Consider the following 18,235-nt stretch of genomic DNA (forward strand, 5'->3'; position numbering starts at 1 on the left):
GCATGAAGATGAAATGGCTTTGCGCGCTTGAAGAGCCGGCTAGGCTCTTCAAGCCGCGCTCCCGCATCATCCCGACCAGCGTCCGCTCAGCCAGAGATCGGCAAGCGACATGCGGTATTCCGGGAAGCGGAAGACATAGCCGGCTTCCTTCAGGCGCCGGTTGGAGACCCGCTTGTTCTCGCCATAGAAGGAGCGCGCCATGGGAGAGAGCTCCGCCGTCTCGAAGGCGATCTCCGGCGGCGGCGCGACGCCCATCAGCCGCGCGGCCTCGGTGACGACGTCCTGCGGCGGGGCGGGCTCATCATCCGTGACATTGAAGATGCCGCCCGCGCCCTTGTCGGCGAGGAACAGCGTGACGCCGGCAATGTCCTCAACCCGGATGCGGTTGAAGACCTGGCCCGGCTTGACCAGACGGCGGGCATGGCCTTCGCGGAAATTGACGAAGGTGTTGCGCCCGGGGCCGTAGATCCCGGCCAGACGCAGGATTGCGACCGGCACCCCCTCCTCTTCACCCGCCGCCATCCACGCGGCTTCCGCAGCCACCCGCTCGCGCGAGCGCTGCGAGACCGGCCGGCAGACCATCTCCTCATCCACCCATGCGCCGCCATGATCGCCATAGACGCCGACGGTGGAGAGATAGCCGGCCCAGGCGAGCTGCGGCATCCGCGCCTTGAGCGCGCCACTCTGCGGCCGCATCAGCGGATCGCCGGCGGCCCCCGGCGCGATCGACTGCACCAGATGCGTCGCCGTTTCCATGGCGGCGGCGAGATCGGGCCCGATGGTCTCGCCGTCGAACAGCACGGGCTCGATCCCCTGTTCGGCCAGAGTCCTAGCCTTGTCAGCCGAGCGGGTCGTGCCGGTGACCCTGGCGCCTTCGGCCTTGAAGGCACCGGCAATGGCCCGGCCGGAAAAGCCGGCGCCGAGAATCAGGAGATGCATGCGGGGTCCTCCAGACGTTTCCACTCGCGCAACACCGCCTCATCCTCTTCCGCCGCGATGCGATCGGCAAGGGTGGTGCGGGCCGCAGTCCCCAGAAGCCGTCCGAGCGCCCAGACCGCCATGGCGCGAACGACCGGCGTGGCGTCGTCGAGACAGCGCAGAACCGGCTCCACCAGGGCGGGATCGCCGGAATTGCCTGCCGCGATCAGGCAATTGCGCAGGAAGCGGTCGCGGCCGATCCGCTTGACCGGCGAGCCGGAGAAAAGACTGCGAAACTCTGCGTCGTCCAGGCGAAGCAGATCGGCAAGCGGCGGCGCCTTCAACTCCTCGCGGGCGCGCAACTTCATTTCGGCCGCCTGCGCCGCGAACTTGTTCCAGGGACAGGCAGCCAGACAATCGTCGCAGCCATAGATGCGGTTGCCGAAGCTGGCGCGCATCTCGGGCGCAATCTCGCCCTTGTGCTCGATGGTCAGATAGGAAATGCAGCGGCGCGCATCGATCCGGTAGGGCGCGGGGAAGGCGTCGGTCGGGCAGGCGGAGAGGCAGGCGCGGCAGGAGCCGCAATGATCGCGCTCGGGCGCGTCGATCTCCAGATCCGCCGTGGTGAAGAGGCTGCCGAGGAACAGCCAGGAGCCGAAATCGCGGCTGACGAGATTGGTGTGCTTGCCCTGCCAGCCCAGGCCCGCCTGCTCGGCCAGCGGCTTTTCCATGACAGGCGCGGTATCGACGAAGACCTTGACGTCGGCGCCCGCGCGTGCGGCAAAGCGCGTGGCCACCTCCTTCAGCCTGCCCTTGATGACATGGTGATAGTCCCGGTTCTGCGCATAGACGGAGATGGCGCCGCGATCGGGCATGGACAGCACGGCGCGCGGATCATGCTCCGGTCCGTAATTCATGCCGAACACGACGATCGCGCGCACCTCGCCCCAGAGCACGCGCGGATCGGCGCGCCGCTCTGCCGTTTCGGCCATCCAGTCCATGGTGCCGTGATAGCCGCGATCGAGAAAGTCGCGCAGCCGCGCCGGCGCCTCCGGGATGGAATCCGGCAGGGTGATGCGACAGAGGTCGAAGCCCTTGTCCCGGGCCTCGGCCTTGAGGAAAGCCGTCAGCTTCGCTTTCTGCCGCGCTTCCGGGCTGTCTTTATCTTCAGAAGTCGAGATCCGCATAATGCGACACCGGGGTCAGCCCCCGCACCCGCTCGGCAAGGAGCGGACGGAAGGAGGGGCGCGACTTGATGCGCTGGTACCACTCCTTGGCGGCGGGCGATTCGTTCCAATCGATCTCGCCCATATAGTCCAGGACGGAGATCGCGGCAGCCCCCGCCAGATCGGCATAGGACAAACGATCGCCCGCCAGATAGGTGCGCGACCCGGCAAGCCAGGACAGATATTTCATATGCTGGCGGATATTGGCGCGCGAGGTGCGCAGCATCTTGCTGTCCGGCGCCCCGCCGCCTTGCGCAGCCGTCATCTGCAGCTTGAAGATCCGCTCGCGCACCAGGGGGCGCGTCACGTCGCCCTCCATCTTCTGCAGGAACCACTCGGTCAGCCGCCGGATCTCGGCGCGCTGGAAGGGATCCTCGGCCAGGAGACGCCGATCGCGCTTGAGCACGCCATTGGTCTCGTCGACGAATTCAGCGATCACCATCGGCCCGCAGAGCGCGCGCATATTGTCATCGACAAAGACAGGCAGCGTGGCGGCCGGGTTGAGCGCGAGGAATTCGCGGCGCTTCTCCCAAGGCTGCTCCTCCGTCAGCTCCGGCTGGTAACCGTATTCCGACAGAACGAGACGGATGAACCGCGAGGCGGTCGACATGGGATGATGATAAAGCGTGGGCATTCTGGCTGTTCGTCCACCGAGGCGCCTGGGCGAAGAGAGGCAATCTCTTAAAATTCTACCAATCAGACCTTAACAAATTCATAGGATAGAGACGGTTCGCCACCGCCGCTGCCTGCCTGGGCGAAGCCAAGCCGCCGCAATCTGGGAATTTTCATGACCGGTGGCGAAATCGGGCGTTTTTTTGCCACAGGATTGACGAATGACACTGTGCACTGCAGCAATTGACGCAGCGCGCTCTTAGCCCGTACCAGAGATCCGACCATTCGAACCGGAGACGCATATGGAATATATCAATGTCATCCTGCTGGGCATTATCGAGGGGATTACCGAATTCCTGCCGATTTCCAGCACCGGGCACCTGATCATTGCCGAGCAATGGCTGGGCGAGCGGTCGGACACCTTCAACATCGTCATCCAGGCCGGCGCCATTCTGGCTGTGACCATCATCTACTGGCGCCGCCTGATGGAACTCCTGCTCAACTTCCACAAGCCGGAGAACCGCGACTATGCGCTGAAGCTCATCGTCGCCTTCGGCATCACCGCCGTGCTCGGCCTCCTGGTCAAGAAGCTCGGCTTCGAACTGCCTGAAAACGCCGAACCAATCGCCTGGGCGCTGATCATCGGCGGCTTCTGGATGATCGCCGCGGAATCGCTCGCCGCCAGAAAGGCGCCGACCGAACATATCAGCTGGACGGCGGCGATCCTGGTCGGCATCGCCCAGGTCGTGGCCGGCGTGTTCCCCGGCACCTCGCGCTCCGGCGCCACCATCTTCGTCGCCATGCTCGCGGGCTCCGCCAGCCGCGCGGCGGCCGCCGAATTCACCTTCCTCGTCGGCATTCCCACCATGTATGCCGCCAGCGCCTATTCGCTGCTGAAGACGCTGAAGGAACAAGGCACCGCCGGCGAGAACTGGACGCTGCTGGCCATCGCCTTCGTCGTTTCCACCATCACCGCCTTCGTCGCCGTGAAATGGCTGCTCTCCTACATCCAGAGCAACCGCTTCACCGTCTTCGCCATCTACCGCATCATTCTCGGCGCCATCCTCCTGGGCATGGCCTATATGGGCCTGATCGCCTGACGGTCAGACAATCCCTGAACCCTGAAGAGCGACGGATGGCTGCCATCCGTCGCTCTTTGCTTTTGGGAGACGGCTCGGGCATCGGACATACAGTTCCGCGCAGCGACGCCGCATCCTGCGCCCGACCGCCTCGGCGACCCTTGAAAAGCAAACGGCCCGTCGCGGTTCGCGCGACAGGCCGTGAACAAACTCGTATCGGGAAAGCGATTGAGGCCGGCCGATCCGCCTCAGTTGGACGAGGAGCGGATCGATGCGGTGGTGCAGGGATCGACCCCATAGGCGGGGGCGCAATTGTCGTGATGACCCGCGACCGTGCGCGGCGCCATGAAGGAGCCCGCAACCACTACCAAAGCCGCACACGCAAAGAAGAGTGTAATGGACCTGCCCATTTCCCTGAAGCCTTTCGAGGATGTCGTGAGATCACGCGGAAGCCGTCTTTCGCGCCGTTGCCATGGGTCTATGCCCAGCATGGTCAACAATCAATAACGCGGCATCCTGAAAGAGCGGTAAAGGCTGTCGCCTTTTCGCAGCTGCGGCAGAAGTGCAACGCCTGCCGCAGTTATCAAGGTTAACAAAGGGTTAACACCCTTCTCCAGCCGGTCACTCCGTGCTTATGCCGCCGTGTCGGGCCGGGTGAACTGGCCTTGGGGACGGTAGCGCACCAGGTAGGACGGCAGGACGGCTTCGACCAGGCGCGGCTCGATGCCGAAGGCCGCAAGCGTCCGGCCCTCGGCCTTGGCGGCCTCCGAGACGACATTGTCGGACTTCAGCAGCGTGACCTGATCGGGCGTCAGCGCCGGTGCGCCGAAGGGCACGAGCGAGGCGATGCTGCCGAGCGTGGAGGCGAGACCAAAGGGGATCGACACCAGCGGGTTGGAGCGGTTGATCACCTTGAGCATGATCTCCAGACACTGGCGGAAGGTGAGAACCTCCGGCCCGCCCAGCTCATAGACCTTGCCCCCGGCGACCTGGCCGGCCACAGCACCTGCCACGGCCTCGGCGACATCGGTCACATAGACGGGCTGCAGCGCCGTGCGGCCACCACCAATGAGCGGCAGAGCGGGGAAGAAGCGCGACATGTCGGCGAACTTGTTGAAGAAGCCATCCTCGGGACCGAAAACGATCGAGGGACGCAGAACGATGGCGCCGGGCAGGATGTCGAAGATCGCCTTTTCCGCGCGGCCCTTGGAGCGGGCATAGGCGGATTCGGCATCGGGATTGGCACCGATGGCCGAAATATGCGTCAGCGTCGCGCCTTCGGCACGGGCGGCTTCGGCCACGGCGCGGGCGCCGAATTCCTGGATGGCTTCAAAGCTGTTGGCGCCGCGCTCGAACAGGATGCCGACGCAGTTGACCACGTGATCGGCACCGCGCACGGCGGCATCGATGGAGGCGCGGTTGCGCAGATTGGCCTGCACGAAGCCGATCTGGCTGACATTGCCGAGCGGCTGCAGGAAGCCGGCGAGATCGGGGCGGCGAACGGCGACGCGCACGCGGTAGCCGCGCTTGGCCAGCGCGCGCACCACATGCCGGCCGACGAAACCGGACCCGCCGAAAACCGTCACGAGCGGGGGGTGATTGCCAAGGGTCATGGACGAGCTCCGGTCCTTAGGGAAAACGAGGTGGTTGGACGGTACATAACGCAAGATTGACGACAGGTGAAGCGCCGCCACGCGGCCACGCTTTTCCCGCGGAAATACCCTGATTGCCCCTCGGCGACCTTAAGCGTCACACGCCTTCGACGACGACGATCTCGCCATCGGCCACGGTCTGGCGAATGGCGGCGGCAATCAGATATTCGGGCGAGTTGTAGCAGGCGACGGCGTCCTCGAAGGAGGGGAACTCGATCAGGACATTGCGCGCCCGGCCGGGGCTTTCCAGCACCTCATGCCGCCCGCCGCGCGCCAGGAACACCGCGCCGAAACGCTCGAAGGCCGGCTTGGCGGCGGCCATGTAATCCTTGTAACGCTCGGGGTCGCGAACATCGACGCGCGCGATCCAATATCCCTTGGCCATGATGATGTCTCCCTGAAATGGCGTCTCTCAGTCGATATAGGCATCGGGCCGGAAAACGGGAAACGGTTTCCGGTTAAAGCCGACAAAACCGGAGCAGCGCTCCGCGTGCTGGCTCCTATGCGCCCGGACGGCTCAGCGGTTGGCAGGCCAGGCCGCGCGCAGCATGTCGTCGAGAATGGCGCGGGCGGCGGCGGCGGGGTCGGCGGCATTCATGATCGGCCGTCCCACGACGAGATGGCTGGCGCCGGCGCGAATGGCGTCATAGGGCGTCATCACCCGCTTCTGGTCGCCGGCCTCGGCACCCGCCGGGCGGATGCCGGGGGTGACCACGGCCATGTCGGGACCGACGATCGCGCGCACGGCGCCGGCCTCCTCGGCCGAGCAGACGATGCCGCCCATGCCGGCTTCCCGCGCCTGGGCCGCGCGCTTGAGCACGAGCGCCTCAGGCGTGCCGGCATAGCCGGCCTCTTCGAGATCGTCCGCATCCATCGAGGTCAGCACCGTGACGCCCAGGAGGCAGAGCGGCGAGCCCTTGGCCGCATCCACGGCCGCACGCATGGCCTTTGGATAAGCATGCAGGGTGAGCATGGACACGCCGAGTTCGGCAATGCGCTCCACGCCCTTGGCGACCGTGTTGTCGATGTCGAGCAGCTTCATGTCGAGGAAGACCTGCTTGCCCTCGCCCATCAGCGCCCGCACCAGATCCAGACCGCCGCAAAAGGCCAGCTGATAGCCGATCTTGTAGAAGGACACCGCCTCGCCGATCCGCTCCACCACGGCGCGCGCTTCCTGGATATCGGGCGCGTCGAGACTGACGATCAGGCGTTCGCGGATTCCATCCTTCATAAGCTCTTCTCCTGCCAGGCTTCGATGGGCGTCCAATCGCACAGCACCTGCCGGTCCGCAAGGCGGAAGGCGAAGAGGTTGCCGCCGCCGCCCGGCTGGTCGCCGGTGCGCGAAATCGGTGCGCCCTGCAGGTGACATTTCAACAGCGTGCCGACAGCGCCATGGCCGACAAACAGCACCGGGATGGCCGGATCATGCCCTGAAAGAGCCGCCTCGACCGCGCCAACGATGCGCGCCTGCGCATCCACCGCCCGCTCCCAGCCGCGATAGCTTTCCTCGGGCGCCGCGAAGAACTGGTCGGCGGCGGCCTCGAACAGGTCGGGCGTGAGGAAACCGGTGGCCGAGCGGTCGTTTTCGCCCATGGCCTCGACGGCTTCCGGCGTGACACCCGCCGCCTCTGCCAGGATCGCGGCCGTCTCCACCGCCTTGGTCTCGGCGCTGGAAAGGATGCGGCCAAGCTGGCGCACCCAGGGAGCATGCGCGGCGGCGGCCATGCAGCGCTCGCGCCCCTTCGGCGACAGGCCCCAGAGCGGAACGGGCACGGCCGGATCGATCTGGACTTGTGGATGGGTCAGGTAGAGGGCGAGCATCGCGGATGCCTTTCGTCAGCTCAGGGGCAAGAGAGCGCACCGCATGCGTGCACCCTTGGCCGCGCCTCTAGCAGCACCGATCCGACAGTTTGATGACACGAATGCGGTCGCTATCGTAACCGGCCGCGTCAAGCCCGCGCCGCGGCGCCGCTCAGTGCGTGCGGCGATAGATCCACAGCTGCGCCGGCGGAATGTTGCGCACGACGAAATCCAGATGCTGGATGATGTAGCGGCCGGGCATGGCCACGACGGGCGACATCGGCCCATAGGAAATCTGCACCACCGGCCGGCCGACCGGCAGGCGCGCCAGCAGGTCCTCGATCAGCGCGACACGGCGCGACATCGGGAAATTCAGCAGCGGCACGGCGGAAATCACGCAGTCGAAGGTCGTGTCGCGGGCATCGCCCAGCGTCGTGTCGAGATCGAAAGCGTCGCCATTGATGAAGTTGACGCCCTCGAAGCTGCGCTTCAGATGCAGGTAGAAATCGGTGGAATATTCGATGGAATAGAGATTTTCAGGCCGCACGCCGCGTCCGAGGATCGCCTTGGTGATGACGCCGGTGCCCGGCCCGAGTTCCAGAACCGGGCGGCCCGAATGCGGTTCGATGACGCTGGCCATGCGCCGCGCGGTAATCCCCGAGGTCGGCAGGATGGCGCCGACCGCTTTCGTGTTGCTGATCCAGCCCTTGAAGAAGCGGATCTCCTCATCGAACTTGCGGCCCAGCTTGTCCTTCAAACGCAATGCCATGGACGTCATCTCCTGCACACCTGAACGTCGCGCAGCCCGCCCGTTTGCCAGGCGGCATGCTGCTTCCTCGAACCCGCCGCGATGCCCTGTGAGGTCATCGTTTCACAACCGGCGGCCACTGCGATGGCTGATGAAGGCTCACTGTGGCGCATTTCAGCATCTGTTGTCTTATGTGGGAAAGGCGGGGGTTGCGCAAACAAGATTTCACGAATCTTTCATAATTTCGTCTTGAGCGCCAGCGCATCGACAGGCGCGCGATGCGCGCGCAGGGTGTTGTCGAAGAAGACGAAAATCTCCGATGGCGGCGCCATATCCTCGCCCGGTGGCGCGGCCAAGCCTCCCGCTTCTTCCCCGCGCGATGCGTTTCAGCCGATCCGCCCAGAGATCCAGCGCCGGTTCGTCATAGCCGCTGACATAAAGCTCCCGGTCGCCATGCAGCCGGACATAGGTGAAATCCGCCGTACGGTCGAAGAGACGGGGATAATCAGGCGTATCCGCGAGCACCAGCGCGACATCGAAGCGGCGCAGGAGCTGCACGAACCGGGGATCGCGAAAGCTCTCGTGGCGCACCTCCAGCGCATGGCGGAGCGGCGGCAGGCCCTCATCCTCCAGGAAGACATGGCCCGCCACATGCCCGTCATGGCGCCGGGCGAGCGCCAAAGCGTCTTCCGGATCCTGCGGCAGCAGCGAGAGAAAGACTTCGAGCCGTGCAGGATCGAAAGGCAGGCTGGGCGGCAATTGCCAGAGGATTGGGCCGAGGTTTGGTCCCAGCGCCAGGAGGCCGGACGCCAGGAAATTGGCGAGCGGGGTGGCGGCATCGGCGAGCCTGAGCTCGTGGGTGATGTATTTCGGCGCCTTCACCGCCAGCGGAAAACGTGGCGGCACGGCCGCGCGCCAGCGCCGGAAGGTCTCTGGGCGCTTCAGGCCGTAAAAGGTGGCGTTGATTTCCAGCGCGTCGAAACGGCTGGCGACATAGGCCAGCTCGTCGGCCTGGCGCAGCCCGGTGGGATAGAAGCCGCCCCGCCAGGGCGGATAGGCCCAGCCTGACAGGCCAATACGGATCGTCGCTTCTCCCATTCTCGCCTGCAAGCCTCCCCGCAAAAGCGAAAAGGGCGCGACCATGACAGCCGCGCCGCAGGAGGCGAAAACCGCAACGAAGAGAGGAAGTTCCCCAGGCGCCTCATGGCATCGCACTGAAAATCACAATCAGTCCGATGCCCTGGACGCCTTTCTGCGCATCGACATGTTCAGAAAACCGGTTCCCACTTTTCGGCCCGATGCTTTAGACGCGCATCGGCATCAGCACATAGAGCGCTTCCTCGCCGGCGAGATCGCGCACCAGCGTCGGCGAGCCGGGGTCGGCCAGCATGAACACGGCCTCGCCGCCGGAAAGCTGCGAGGTGATGTCGAGCAGATATTTGGCGTTGAAGCCGATTTCGAGCGGGTCGCTCTCATAGCCGACCGGCAGCTCTTCAGTGGCGCTGCCGGAGTCAGGGTTGTTGACGGTCAACGTCAGGCTGCCATCATTGAGCGCCAGCTTCACCGCGCGGCCGCGCTCGGAGGAAATGGTCGAAACGCGGTCCACCGCCTGGGCGAAGCTCTGGCAATCGACGCGCAGCTCCTTGTCGTTGTTGGCGGGGATCACGCGCTGATAATCCGGGAAGGTGCCGTCGATCAGCTTGGAGGTCAGCACGATCGAGCCGATGGTGAAGCGGATCTTGGCGTCGGAAACCTCGATGGTCACCATCGTGTCCGGCTGGTCGACGAGCTTCTGCAGCTCGCCCACGGTCTTGCGCGGAATAATGATGCCGGGCATGCCCTCCGAGCCGGAGGGCGCCTCCAGATCGGCGCGCGCCAGGCGGTGGCCGTCGGTGGCCACGGCGCGCAGCTTCAGGTCGCCCTTGCTTTCCACCGTGTGGATATAGATGCCGTTGAGGTAATAGCGCGTCTCCTCGGTGGAGATGGCGAACTGGGTGCGGTCGATCAGCATCTTCAGATCCGCCGCCTTCATCTTGAAGCCATGGCTGAAGGTGCCGGCGGTCAGATCGGGAAAATCGGCTTCCGGCAGGCATTGCAGCGAGAATTTCGAGCGGCCCGAGGCGACCGTCATCGCCGTGCCCTCGGCATTGGTGGCCAAGCGCACTTCGGAACCGTCCGGCAGCTTGCGCACGATGTCGTAGAGCAGATGGGCGGGCACGGTGGTGGCGCCGGCCTGCTCGACATTGACGGGCGTCGCCTCGGTGATCTCCAGATCGAGGTCGGTGGCCTTCATTTCCAGGCTGTCGCCGGCAGCGGCGCGCAGGAGCACGTTCGACAGGATCGGAATCGTGTTGCGCCGCTCGACCACGCGGTGGACATGGTTCAGCGACTTCAGGAGATTGGACCGCTCGAGGGTAATGCGCATGGAGAAAACCGCTTTCAGACTGAACCGGAGATCCGGCTCGAACTCGTGACAGACCCTTTTCCCTCCAAGGACACCGGAGGCGGGGTAGGAAGTGGACCGGCAAAATGGCAGAAGTGACCTGCCAAAGGCAAGGCCCGTTCGACACCGCCGCTGGACGCTCCCCATCGGACCGGGCGGCGAGCGGGACGGAGCCGGGATATGAGAACAAGGACGCACAGCATGGACGAGGACAGGATCGGCGCAGAAGCAGCGGCTGAGACCGCGGCAGAGAGCCAGGCGCGCGGCTTCCGCATCGGCCAGGCCAGCCTGCCCGCCCGGCCGCTGGAGCCCGGCCTCTATCTCGTGGCCACACCCATCGGCAATCTCGGCGACATCACCCTGCGCGCGCTGGAAACCCTGGCGGGCGCGGATATGCTGGCCTGCGAGGACACGCGCGTGACCCGGGTGCTGCTCGACCGATACGGCATCCGCAACCGGCCGTTCAGCTATCACGAGCACAATGCGGCGGAGGCCGGCGAAAGACTTCTGGCGGCCTTGAGCGCCGGCAAATCGGTGGCGCTGGTGTCCGATGCCGGCACGCCGCTGGTCTCCGACCCCGGCTACCGGCTGGCGCAATCGGCGATCGCGGCCGGACACCGCGTCGTGCCCCTGCCCGGCGCCTCGGCGCCTCTGGCCGCGCTTCTCGGCTCTGGCCTGCCGAACGACGCCTTTCTCTTCGCCGGTTTCCTGCCGACGAAGGATAAGGCGCGCCGCGACCGGCTGGGCGAGCTCAAGGCTTCGCCCGCGACGCTGATCTTCTTCGAATCGCCGCACCGCATCGGCGCAACGCTTGCCGCGGCGGCCGAGGTGCTGGGCGCGGCGCGGCAGGCCGCCGTCTGCCGCGAGCTGACAAAGACCTTCGAGGAATTTCGCCGCGGCACGCTGGAGGACCTCGCCGCAGCCTATGACGATCTCACGGTGAAGGGCGAGATCGTGCTGGTGATCGGCCCGCCTCTGCCGGAGGCCGCGCCGGATGCGGACACGGTGGACCGGCTGCTCCTGGAGCTTTCCGCCACACTTTCGACGGGCAAGGCGGCCAGCGAGGCGGCGCAACGGCTCAATCTCAATCGCCGCGATCTTTATGACCGGCTGATCGCGCTGCGGCGGGACGAATGAGCCCGGCCCGGCATCTCGACCGACCGGATCCCAACCGGCAGAAGGCGCGGCGGCGCGGCGCGCTGGCCGAGTATCGGGCGGCGCTGGCGCTCATGGCCAGAGGTTATCGGATCCTCGGCTTTCGCGTGCGCACGCCGCTCGGCGAAATCGACATCATTGCCCGCAAGGGCGACCTGATCGCCTGCGTGGAGGTGAAGGCGCGGCGTACGGTCGAGATGGCCGTCTTCTCCGTCACGCCCGCCGCACAGCACCGCATTCGCGGCGCAGCCGGACTCTGGCTGTCCCGGCGCGCCGATGCCGCGCGGCTGTCGGTGCGCTTCGATATCGTCGCCGTGCGTCCCTGGCGCTGGCCGGTGCATCTGCCGGGCGCCTTCTGACCCCCTGACGCGGCATCGAAAGCGGGTACGGACCGCTCAGTGCCGGACGCGCACCCGAAGCTGGTTTTCCACCAGATGCACGCCGATGACGGAGGCGGCACATTCCTCGAGGCAACCAATCTCATTGTCATTGGCCACCTCGCCTGACAGCACCACCGTGCGGCCAAGCGCGATCACGCGCACGTCGCTCGTGTCGATCATGGAAACATAGCGCAGATAGCGCAGGACCTTGCCGGCCAGATCGTCGTCGGTGAGATGCGCCTCGTCATCCGTGCGGCAAAAGAGATGTTCACGCATAAGCCTGCCCCTTTTCACAAGTGGGAGGGCAACGCCGGATTTTTCCGAATGTTCCGCAAGCATCTGTTGGAATTCGAATGGCTAAACCAAGCCTCCGGGCGTGGTTCGCTTCGATGGAATGAGATCGGCGCGCTCAGGCCTTTTTGTTCAGGCATCATCTCAACGATCCTCGCTTCACGCCGGTCGGATCATGCGTCAGGGCGCCGGCACCTGCCGCCGTCCATGCCCCTTCCCGAGCCGCAGGGCGGGCGGGCGTGCCCCCTTGCCGTCAGTTCGGCTGGTCCTGGCGCACATAGATCAGCGCCTCATGCGCGGCGGCGATGAAATCATGCCGTGCATAATCCGGCGCCTGCTCCCCGCGCAGAACATAGTTGCAGGTTCTCAGGGCGATATCGTAAGCGGGACCCTTACCCTCGCCGGGCCATCGGCGCAGCAGAATTTCGGCGGCTTCGCGGGTATCGCAGACAGCTTCAAAGTCGCCGATCCCCCTGAGTTCGATGATCACGGGCCGGCGCCAGCATTTTTCGTTCATTGGCGAACTCCATTTTTCCCACCCGCATCTTCTCCTTTGGGTTGAGAAAACCTTAGAGAACACGCACATAGTGGCGAGACAGGGAAACAAGGCTAGGTCCTCTGGCTTGCGCCAGCCTGCTCACCGGTGCATGTCAGAGGTTCATCCACAGCCTGTGCCGCCGAAAGAGCGTGATGTCGCAAGTCTTCCTCAATGTCGTGCCGATCTTTCTGCTGATCCTGGTCGGCTACGGATTGATCCGGCTGCGCTATCTCAAGCCTGATGTGGGTGAGGCGCTAGGCGACTTCGTGTTTCGCGTGGCGGTGCCGCTTTTGTTGTTCCGAACGATCGCCGAAGCGGATTTCTCCGCCAGCGGCTCGCCCTGGCCGCTGTGGCTCGCCTATTTCGGCGGCGTGGCCGTGACCTGGAGCCTTGGCCATCTGGCGGCAACAAGGGCCTTCGGGCGGGATCAGCGCGTCGGCGTGCTCGGCGGCGTTTCCGCCGCCTTCGCCAATACGGTGTTCATCGGCCTGCCGCTGGTCTCGCGCGTCGTCGGCGCCGATGGCCTGGTTGCGCTGTCGATCCTGATCGCCGTGCATCTGCCGATCATGATGATTTCGGGAACCTTGCTGATGGAGCGGGCCGAACGCCGGGTCAACGGTCGCCCGCCGCAGCCGCCGCTCGTGCTCGCGCGCGGCGTTCTGCGCAGTCTCGCGCGCAATCCGCTCGTGATCGGCCTGTTCGCAGGCGCCCTGTTCCACCTGCTTGGGCTTCCCCTGGGCGGACCGGTGAAGGTGGCGCTCGACCAGCTGGTGGCCATGGCGGCGCCGGCGGCGCTGGTGTCGATCGGCATGGCGCTCGACCGTTACGGCCTGAAGGGCAATCTGGGTCTGGCAAGCGTTGCCAGCTTCCTCAAGCTCGTGCTGATGCCGGCTGCGGTCTTCGGCCTCGCCACGCTGCTCGGCCTGCCGGCGGACTGGCGCGCGGCCCTGGTGCTGACCGCCGCCGTCCCGACCGGCGTCAATGCCTGGCTGATCGCCAACCATTTCAATGTCGGCCACGCGCTCGCCTCCTCGACGATCACGCTGACGACCGCGCTCGGCGTGCTGACCGTCTCGGGCTGGGCCTATCTGCTGCTCTGAGGAAGGGCCGGGAGCCAGTCGCGTGAAGGCGGCGCCGGCTTTGCAATCCCGAGATACATAAAACGCGGAAAGCGCCTGATGCCACTCTGACAGAGCGCCACGCGCTTTGAGGGCAGCGAAGTGCGCCCGCCGCAAGCCGGCAGGCGATCAGCCTGCTTTCACCGGAACGTCGGATCTGCCAGTTCCCGGCCGGGCTCCTCCTCCCGGCGTAGAGTCTGCGCAGGGCCGCTTACTGGCTCGGCGCCTCGCCGCCCGGCAGCGGCACGGGCTGGTCGGCATGGCCGCGCAGCCAGGAAATCAGGCTGGCGCGTTCCTCCGGCTTCTTCAGGCCGGCGAAGCCCATGGCCGTTCCCGGCACATGCTTCTTCGGCGCCTCGATGAAATAGCTCAGATGGTCGTAGGTCCAAGTCTTGTTGGCCTCCGCGAAGGTCTTCATGCCAGCCGAATAGCTGAAGCCTTCATGCGAGGCGATCGGCCGCTCCACCACACCCCAGAGATTGGGGCCGACCTTGTTCGGCCCGCCTTTTTCCACGGTGTGACAGGCCGCGCATTTCTTGAAGATCGTCTCGCCGGCCGAAGCATCGGCCTTGGCCAGAAGCGGCTTGATGTCCACCTCCGCCGCCTCGGCTCCCGCGCTTTCTCCCGAAGCGGCGGGCTCGTCGGCGGCGATGGCGAAGCCGGGCTTTTCCGGCGCTTCCGAATGGAACAGGCCCTCGGACGCGATCGAGATCGACATCAGCACGAAGACCACGCCCAGAAAGGCGCCGATGGCCATGTTCATATAGGCATTCATTCGATCATGCTCCCCCTCATGTCGACAGACGGTACAGGCGACCATCTTGAAATCATCTGAAACCTATGGCTTTTGCCTGCCCGAAGCAACCGGGAACTCCCAGCGCGACAAAGCGGCACAGGCACTTTTTGCGCGCCTTTTTAAGGTCTTCGCATGACAAATGGCAGCGCGCCCCTCGCGCCTCTCCCCAGGACGCTCCTGCTCGTGCCCGCGCGCATGGCCTCCACCCGGCTGCCGGGCAAGCCGCTGGCCGATCTCGGCGGCGTTCCGATGATCGTGCAGGTGGCGCGCAGGGCGGTCGAGGCCGATGTCGGTCCGGTTCTGGTGGCGGTCGATCATCCCGAGACCTTCGCCGCCGTCAAGGCGGCCGGCTTCAACGTGGTGATGACCCGGGTGGAGCATCCTTCCGGCTCAGACCGGATCTTCGAGGCGCTGCAGACCTTCGACCCGCAGGCGCAAGCCGAGGTGATCGTCAATGTCCAGGGCGACCTGCCGACCATCGAGCCGGAGACGATCCGCGCCAGCCTGCGCCCGCTGGTCGATCCGGCGGTCGACATCGCCACGCTCGCGGTCGAGATCACCGAGGAAGCGGAAAAGACCAATCCCAACGTCGTCAAGGTCGTGGGCTCGCCGATCGGCGACACGCGGCTGAGGGCGCTCTATTTCACCCGCGCCACCGCGCCGCATGGCCCCGGCCCGCTCTACCATCATATCGGCCTCTATGCCTATCGCCGCGCCGCGCTCGCCCGCTTCGTCTCCCTGCCGCCCTCGCCGCTGGAGGAGCGCGAGAAGCTCGAACAGCTGCGCGCGCTGGAAGCCGGCATGCGCATCGATGCCGAAATCGTCACCTCCGTTCCGCTCGGCGTCGACACGCCTGAGGATCTGGAGCATGCCCGCCGGATCCTCTCCGCCCGCGGCGCCTGACGCCGTCCCTTGTCCCGACAGTCCGAGAAAGCCTTCATGCCCATGAGCAAGACCAACCGCATCAGCTTCCAGGGCGATTTCGGCGCCAATTCGGACATGGCCTGCCGCGACATGTTCCCGTCGATGGAACCCCTGCCCTGCCCGACCTTCGAGGATGCCTTCGTCGCGCTCGAAAGCGGCGAGGCCGATCTGGCGATGATCCCGATCGAGAACACGCTGGCGGGCCGGGTGGCCGATATCCACCACCTGCTGCCCCAGTCGCGCCTGCACATCACAGGCGAGTATTTCATGCCGATCCGCTTTCAGCTGATGGTGATGCCGGGGGTTTCGCGCGACGAGATCCGCACGGTTCACAGCCATATCCATGCGCTGGGACAATGCCGCAACATCGTGCGCGCCAATGGCTGGAAGGCGGTCGTGGCGGGCGATACGGCCGGCGCCGCCAAGCTGGTGGCCGAGACGGGCAACCGCTCGATGGCCGCGCTCGCCCCCCGGCTGGCCGCCGAACTCTACGGGCTCGAGATCATCGCCGAGAATGTCGAGGATTCCGAAAGCAATGTCACCCGCTTCGTCGTCCTCGCGCGGGAACCCAAGGAGGTCGAGCGGGGCAAGGGGCCCGTCGTCACCACCTTCGTCTTCAATGTCCGCAACATTCCGGCCGCGCTCTACAAGGCGCTCGGCGGCTTCGCCACCAATGGCGTCAACATGACCAAGCTGGAAAGCTACCAGATCGGCGGACGTTTCATCGCCACCCAGTTCTATGCCGATATCGAGGGCCATCCGGGCGAAGCGCATGTGGCGCGCGCGCTCGACGAGCTGCGCTTCTTCTCGGAAAAGGTGCGCATTCTCGGCACCTATCCAGCCCATCCCATGCGCGTCACGCTCTGAGCCGACCAAATAGAAGCCGGACACATCCGGACGCGGGCGGATATCCAGGGCCTCGGTTCGAAAAGCAGCCTCTTATTGACTGACGCGACAAGCGCGCCGGCCTCAGATGCCGTTGTCAATTTCCAGGATCGGCCCCCGAATTGAGCACGGGCCGGAGACGATGACGAACTGTGACCTTAGTGTCACAGATAACGCTAAGATACCAGGCTGCGGCCAAATCGCGTCGATCATAAGGCAAGCTTACTTTCAATCCTGACGAAAACATGCTGCTTTGTGTCTGCACGACTCAAAGCGCCGGCTGAACCTATGGCCTTGAGGGTCGGCGCCCCGGGCGTCGCAGCTGTCTTTCGCAAGACGGCCATGCAGACCCCGCGCATGATGCAGATTTCGAACCCGCCGGCGCTGTTTGCCGGATCATTTTCAGAACGGACCTTTCCATGACTGTTCGCGCGCTTCTTCTCGCCTCCTCTGCTGCCCTGATGCTGTCCCCGGCCGCCCACGCGGCGGATGCGATCGTGGCGGCGCAGCCGGAACCGATGGAGTATGTGCGCGTCTGCGACGCCTTCGGCGTCGGCTACTTCTATATTCCCGGCACCGAGACCTGCCTGAAGATCGGCGGCTATGTGCGCATGGACTCGACCTTCGGCGAGGAACCCTATGAAGGCGTCGATGTCGGCTGGGCGGCGCTGTCGCGCGGCGAGCTGGAATTCGACGCCCGCAACGACACGGAATATGGCACGCTGCGCTCCTACATCGAGCTGCGCGCCGATGCGACGCGCGAAGGCAGCTCGTCCGAGCTTTACAGCGCCTATATCAGCCTTGCGGGCGTGCGCGCCGGCTACACCGATTCGCGCTTCGACACCTGGCTGAACTCGGCCGGCGCGGTCATCAATGACGACGTGATCGACTATACCGGCGACCGCACCAATCAGATCAGCTATGTCTATGGCGATGAAGACAAGGGCTTCTCCGCCCTGATCGGCCTGGAAGAAGGGGCCGGCACCTATACGGCCGGCGGCGCCACCGTCGCCTACCAGAAGCGCAACACGCCGTTCTTCATCGGCGGCGCCAAGTATCAGGACAGCTGGGGCGGCGTTTTCGGCATCATCGGCTATGACAGCCAGGCCGAAGCGATCGGCACCAAGGTCCGCGTCGAACTGGCTGTGACGGACAAGGTCAAGCTCTTCGCCATGGCCGGCTATCAGTCCGACTGGGACAATACCGACGGCCCGAACAACAGCCGCCGCCGCAACTATTATGGCGACTGGCTCGGCGACTGGGCAGCCTGGGGCGGCTTTACCGCCACGTTGAACGAGAAGAGCGCGCTGAACGGCCAGGTGGCCTGGGAAGAGGACGGCACCATCGCCACCGCGCTGAACGTCGAATACAAGATCACCAAGGAACTGCTGCTGCTGCCGGAACTGAACTATACCAAGTTCCACGGCCTGCGCGGCAATGGCGAAGCCTTCGGCGGCACGCTGCGTCTGCAGCGCGATTTCTGATCGGGCAGCGCCGCTCGCGCCGGGCGGCCTCCCGATCCGGAGCACTCCACCGGGCTCTGCGTTCCGCCAGGCATGAGGATGCTCTCTGGAGCCCCTGTTGGCGACCTGCCGCACGCATGAAAGACCGCTCGCAGCCCCGCTGCGGGCGGTCTTTGCATTGAGAGGCAACGCACAACACGCAGCGAT

19 protein-coding genes and 2 pseudogenes are annotated in these 18,235 nt (G+C 65.2%); 7 read left to right on the forward strand and 14 right to left on the reverse strand.

Annotated elements, in window-relative coordinates:
• Window positions 1-66: 66 nt before the first annotated feature.
• From BJF92_RS20930 to BJF92_RS20940, 3 genes are read right to left on the reverse strand one after another with little or no spacing between them, the layout of a single operon-like run.
• Window positions 67-939 (reverse strand): SDR family oxidoreductase, encoded by an 873-nt coding sequence (locus BJF92_RS20930; RefSeq protein ID WP_075636661.1) that lies wholly within the window; start codon window positions 937-939, stop codon window positions 67-69.
• A complete protein-coding gene (queG, locus tag BJF92_RS20935) occupies window positions 927-2,105 on the reverse strand; it encodes a tRNA epoxyqueuosine(34) reductase QueG (RefSeq protein WP_075636662.1) in 1,179 nt (392 codons plus the stop codon). Before queG ends, BJF92_RS20930 begins: the two co-directional genes overlap by 13 nt.
• Window positions 2,086-2,778, reverse strand: coding sequence for a glutathione S-transferase family protein (locus BJF92_RS20940; protein ID WP_075636663.1), 693 nt, complete (start codon window positions 2,776-2,778; stop codon window positions 2,086-2,088). The genes queG and BJF92_RS20940 overlap by 20 nt, the downstream gene beginning before the upstream one ends.
• Before the next feature lie 280 nt (window positions 2,779-3,058).
• Between BJF92_RS20940 and BJF92_RS20945 the strand changes: the two genes are divergently transcribed.
• Window positions 3,059-3,856, forward strand: coding sequence for an undecaprenyl-diphosphate phosphatase (locus BJF92_RS20945; RefSeq protein WP_075636664.1), 798 nt, complete (start codon window positions 3,059-3,061; stop codon window positions 3,854-3,856).
• A 227-nt stretch (window positions 3,857-4,083) separates the two neighbouring features.
• On the opposite strand, the gene BJF92_RS25830 is transcribed toward BJF92_RS20945, so the two are convergent.
• The 8 genes and pseudogenes from BJF92_RS25830 to dnaN all read right to left on the reverse strand — a co-directional run bounded on the left by BJF92_RS25830 (window position 4,084) and on the right by dnaN (window position 10,460).
• Complete coding sequence (locus tag BJF92_RS25830; RefSeq protein ID WP_198931575.1) at window positions 4,084-4,245, reverse strand: hypothetical protein; 162 nt, start codon at window positions 4,243-4,245, stop codon at window positions 4,084-4,086.
• A 222-nt stretch (window positions 4,246-4,467) separates the two neighbouring features.
• Window positions 4,468-5,448 carry a complex I NDUFA9 subunit family protein gene (locus BJF92_RS20950; RefSeq protein WP_075636665.1) on the reverse strand — a complete coding sequence of 327 codons (981 nt, stop codon included), beginning with the start codon at window positions 5,446-5,448 and terminating at the stop codon, window positions 4,468-4,470.
• A gap of 136 nt (window positions 5,449-5,584) precedes the next feature.
• Window positions 5,585-5,872 carry a DUF1330 domain-containing protein gene (locus BJF92_RS20955; RefSeq protein WP_075636666.1) on the reverse strand — a complete coding sequence of 96 codons (288 nt, stop codon included), beginning with the start codon at window positions 5,870-5,872 and terminating at the stop codon, window positions 5,585-5,587.
• Window positions 5,873-6,004: 132 nt separating this feature from the next.
• Window positions 6,005-6,718 (reverse strand): orotidine-5'-phosphate decarboxylase, encoded by a 714-nt coding sequence (gene pyrF, locus BJF92_RS20960; RefSeq protein ID WP_075636667.1) that lies wholly within the window; start codon window positions 6,716-6,718, stop codon window positions 6,005-6,007.
• Window positions 6,715-7,308: a histidine phosphatase family protein gene (locus BJF92_RS20965; protein WP_075636668.1), complete on the reverse strand. Its 594-nt coding sequence runs from the start codon at window positions 7,306-7,308 to the stop codon at window positions 6,715-6,717. The genes pyrF and BJF92_RS20965 overlap by 4 nt, the downstream gene beginning before the upstream one ends.
• Before the next feature lie 151 nt (window positions 7,309-7,459).
• Complete coding sequence (gene pmtA / locus BJF92_RS20970) at window positions 7,460-8,056, reverse strand: phospholipid N-methyltransferase PmtA (protein WP_075636669.1); 597 nt, start codon at window positions 8,054-8,056, stop codon at window positions 7,460-7,462.
• A 215-nt stretch (window positions 8,057-8,271) separates the two neighbouring features.
• A pseudogene (locus BJF92_RS20975) lies at window positions 8,272-9,133 on the reverse strand (DUF72 domain-containing protein).
• Window positions 9,134-9,338: 205 nt separating this feature from the next.
• Window positions 9,339-10,460 carry a DNA polymerase III subunit beta gene (gene dnaN, locus BJF92_RS20980; protein WP_075636670.1) on the reverse strand — a complete coding sequence of 374 codons (1,122 nt, stop codon included), beginning with the start codon at window positions 10,458-10,460 and terminating at the stop codon, window positions 9,339-9,341.
• Window positions 10,461-10,679: 219 nt separating this feature from the next.
• On the opposite strand from dnaN, the gene rsmI reads away from it, so the two are divergent.
• Window positions 10,680-11,615 carry a 16S rRNA (cytidine(1402)-2'-O)-methyltransferase gene (rsmI, locus tag BJF92_RS20985; RefSeq protein WP_075636671.1) on the forward strand — a complete coding sequence of 312 codons (936 nt, stop codon included), beginning with the start codon at window positions 10,680-10,682 and terminating at the stop codon, window positions 11,613-11,615.
• Window positions 11,612-11,992 carry a YraN family protein gene (locus tag BJF92_RS20990; protein ID WP_075636672.1) on the forward strand — a complete coding sequence of 127 codons (381 nt, stop codon included), beginning with the start codon at window positions 11,612-11,614 and terminating at the stop codon, window positions 11,990-11,992. The genes rsmI and BJF92_RS20990 overlap by 4 nt, the downstream gene beginning before the upstream one ends.
• 36 nt (window positions 11,993-12,028) lie before the next feature.
• On the opposite strand, the gene BJF92_RS20995 is transcribed toward BJF92_RS20990, so the two are convergent.
• Together BJF92_RS20995 and BJF92_RS21000 are read right to left on the reverse strand one after the other, a co-directional pair.
• Window positions 12,029-12,289, reverse strand: coding sequence for a BON domain-containing protein (locus BJF92_RS20995; RefSeq protein ID WP_075636673.1), 261 nt, complete (start codon window positions 12,287-12,289; stop codon window positions 12,029-12,031).
• A gap of 268 nt (window positions 12,290-12,557) precedes the next feature.
• Window positions 12,558-12,821 (reverse strand): DUF982 domain-containing protein, encoded by a 264-nt coding sequence (locus BJF92_RS21000; RefSeq protein ID WP_075636674.1) that lies wholly within the window; start codon window positions 12,819-12,821, stop codon window positions 12,558-12,560.
• Between the two features lie 173 nt (window positions 12,822-12,994).
• Here BJF92_RS21000 and BJF92_RS21005 point away from each other — a divergent pair, with 173 nt between their 5' ends.
• Window positions 12,995-13,942 (forward strand): AEC family transporter, encoded by a 948-nt coding sequence (locus tag BJF92_RS21005; protein WP_075636675.1) that lies wholly within the window; start codon window positions 12,995-12,997, stop codon window positions 13,940-13,942.
• Window positions 13,943-14,183: 241 nt separating this feature from the next.
• Here BJF92_RS21005 and BJF92_RS21010 read toward each other — a convergent pair.
• A pseudogene (locus tag BJF92_RS21010) lies at window positions 14,184-14,735 on the reverse strand (c-type cytochrome); the annotation flags it as partial.
• Between the two features lie 153 nt (window positions 14,736-14,888).
• On the opposite strand from BJF92_RS21010, the gene BJF92_RS21015 reads away from it, so the two are divergent.
• From BJF92_RS21015 to BJF92_RS21025, 3 genes are all read left to right on the forward strand, one after another.
• Complete coding sequence (locus BJF92_RS21015) at window positions 14,889-15,659, forward strand: 3-deoxy-manno-octulosonate cytidylyltransferase (protein ID WP_075636677.1); 771 nt, start codon at window positions 14,889-14,891, stop codon at window positions 15,657-15,659.
• A gap of 42 nt (window positions 15,660-15,701) precedes the next feature.
• Window positions 15,702-16,547, forward strand: coding sequence for a prephenate dehydratase (locus BJF92_RS21020; RefSeq protein ID WP_075636678.1), 846 nt, complete (start codon window positions 15,702-15,704; stop codon window positions 16,545-16,547).
• 437 nt (window positions 16,548-16,984) lie between these two features.
• Window positions 16,985-18,049, forward strand: a complete 1,065-nt coding sequence (locus BJF92_RS21025) for a porin (protein ID WP_075636679.1) — start codon at window positions 16,985-16,987, stop codon at window positions 18,047-18,049.
• Window positions 18,050-18,235 lie beyond the last annotated feature (186 nt).

This window comes from Xaviernesmea rhizosphaerae, assembly GCF_001938945.1.
GTDB lineage: Bacteria > Pseudomonadota > Alphaproteobacteria > Rhizobiales > Rhizobiaceae > Xaviernesmea > Xaviernesmea rhizosphaerae.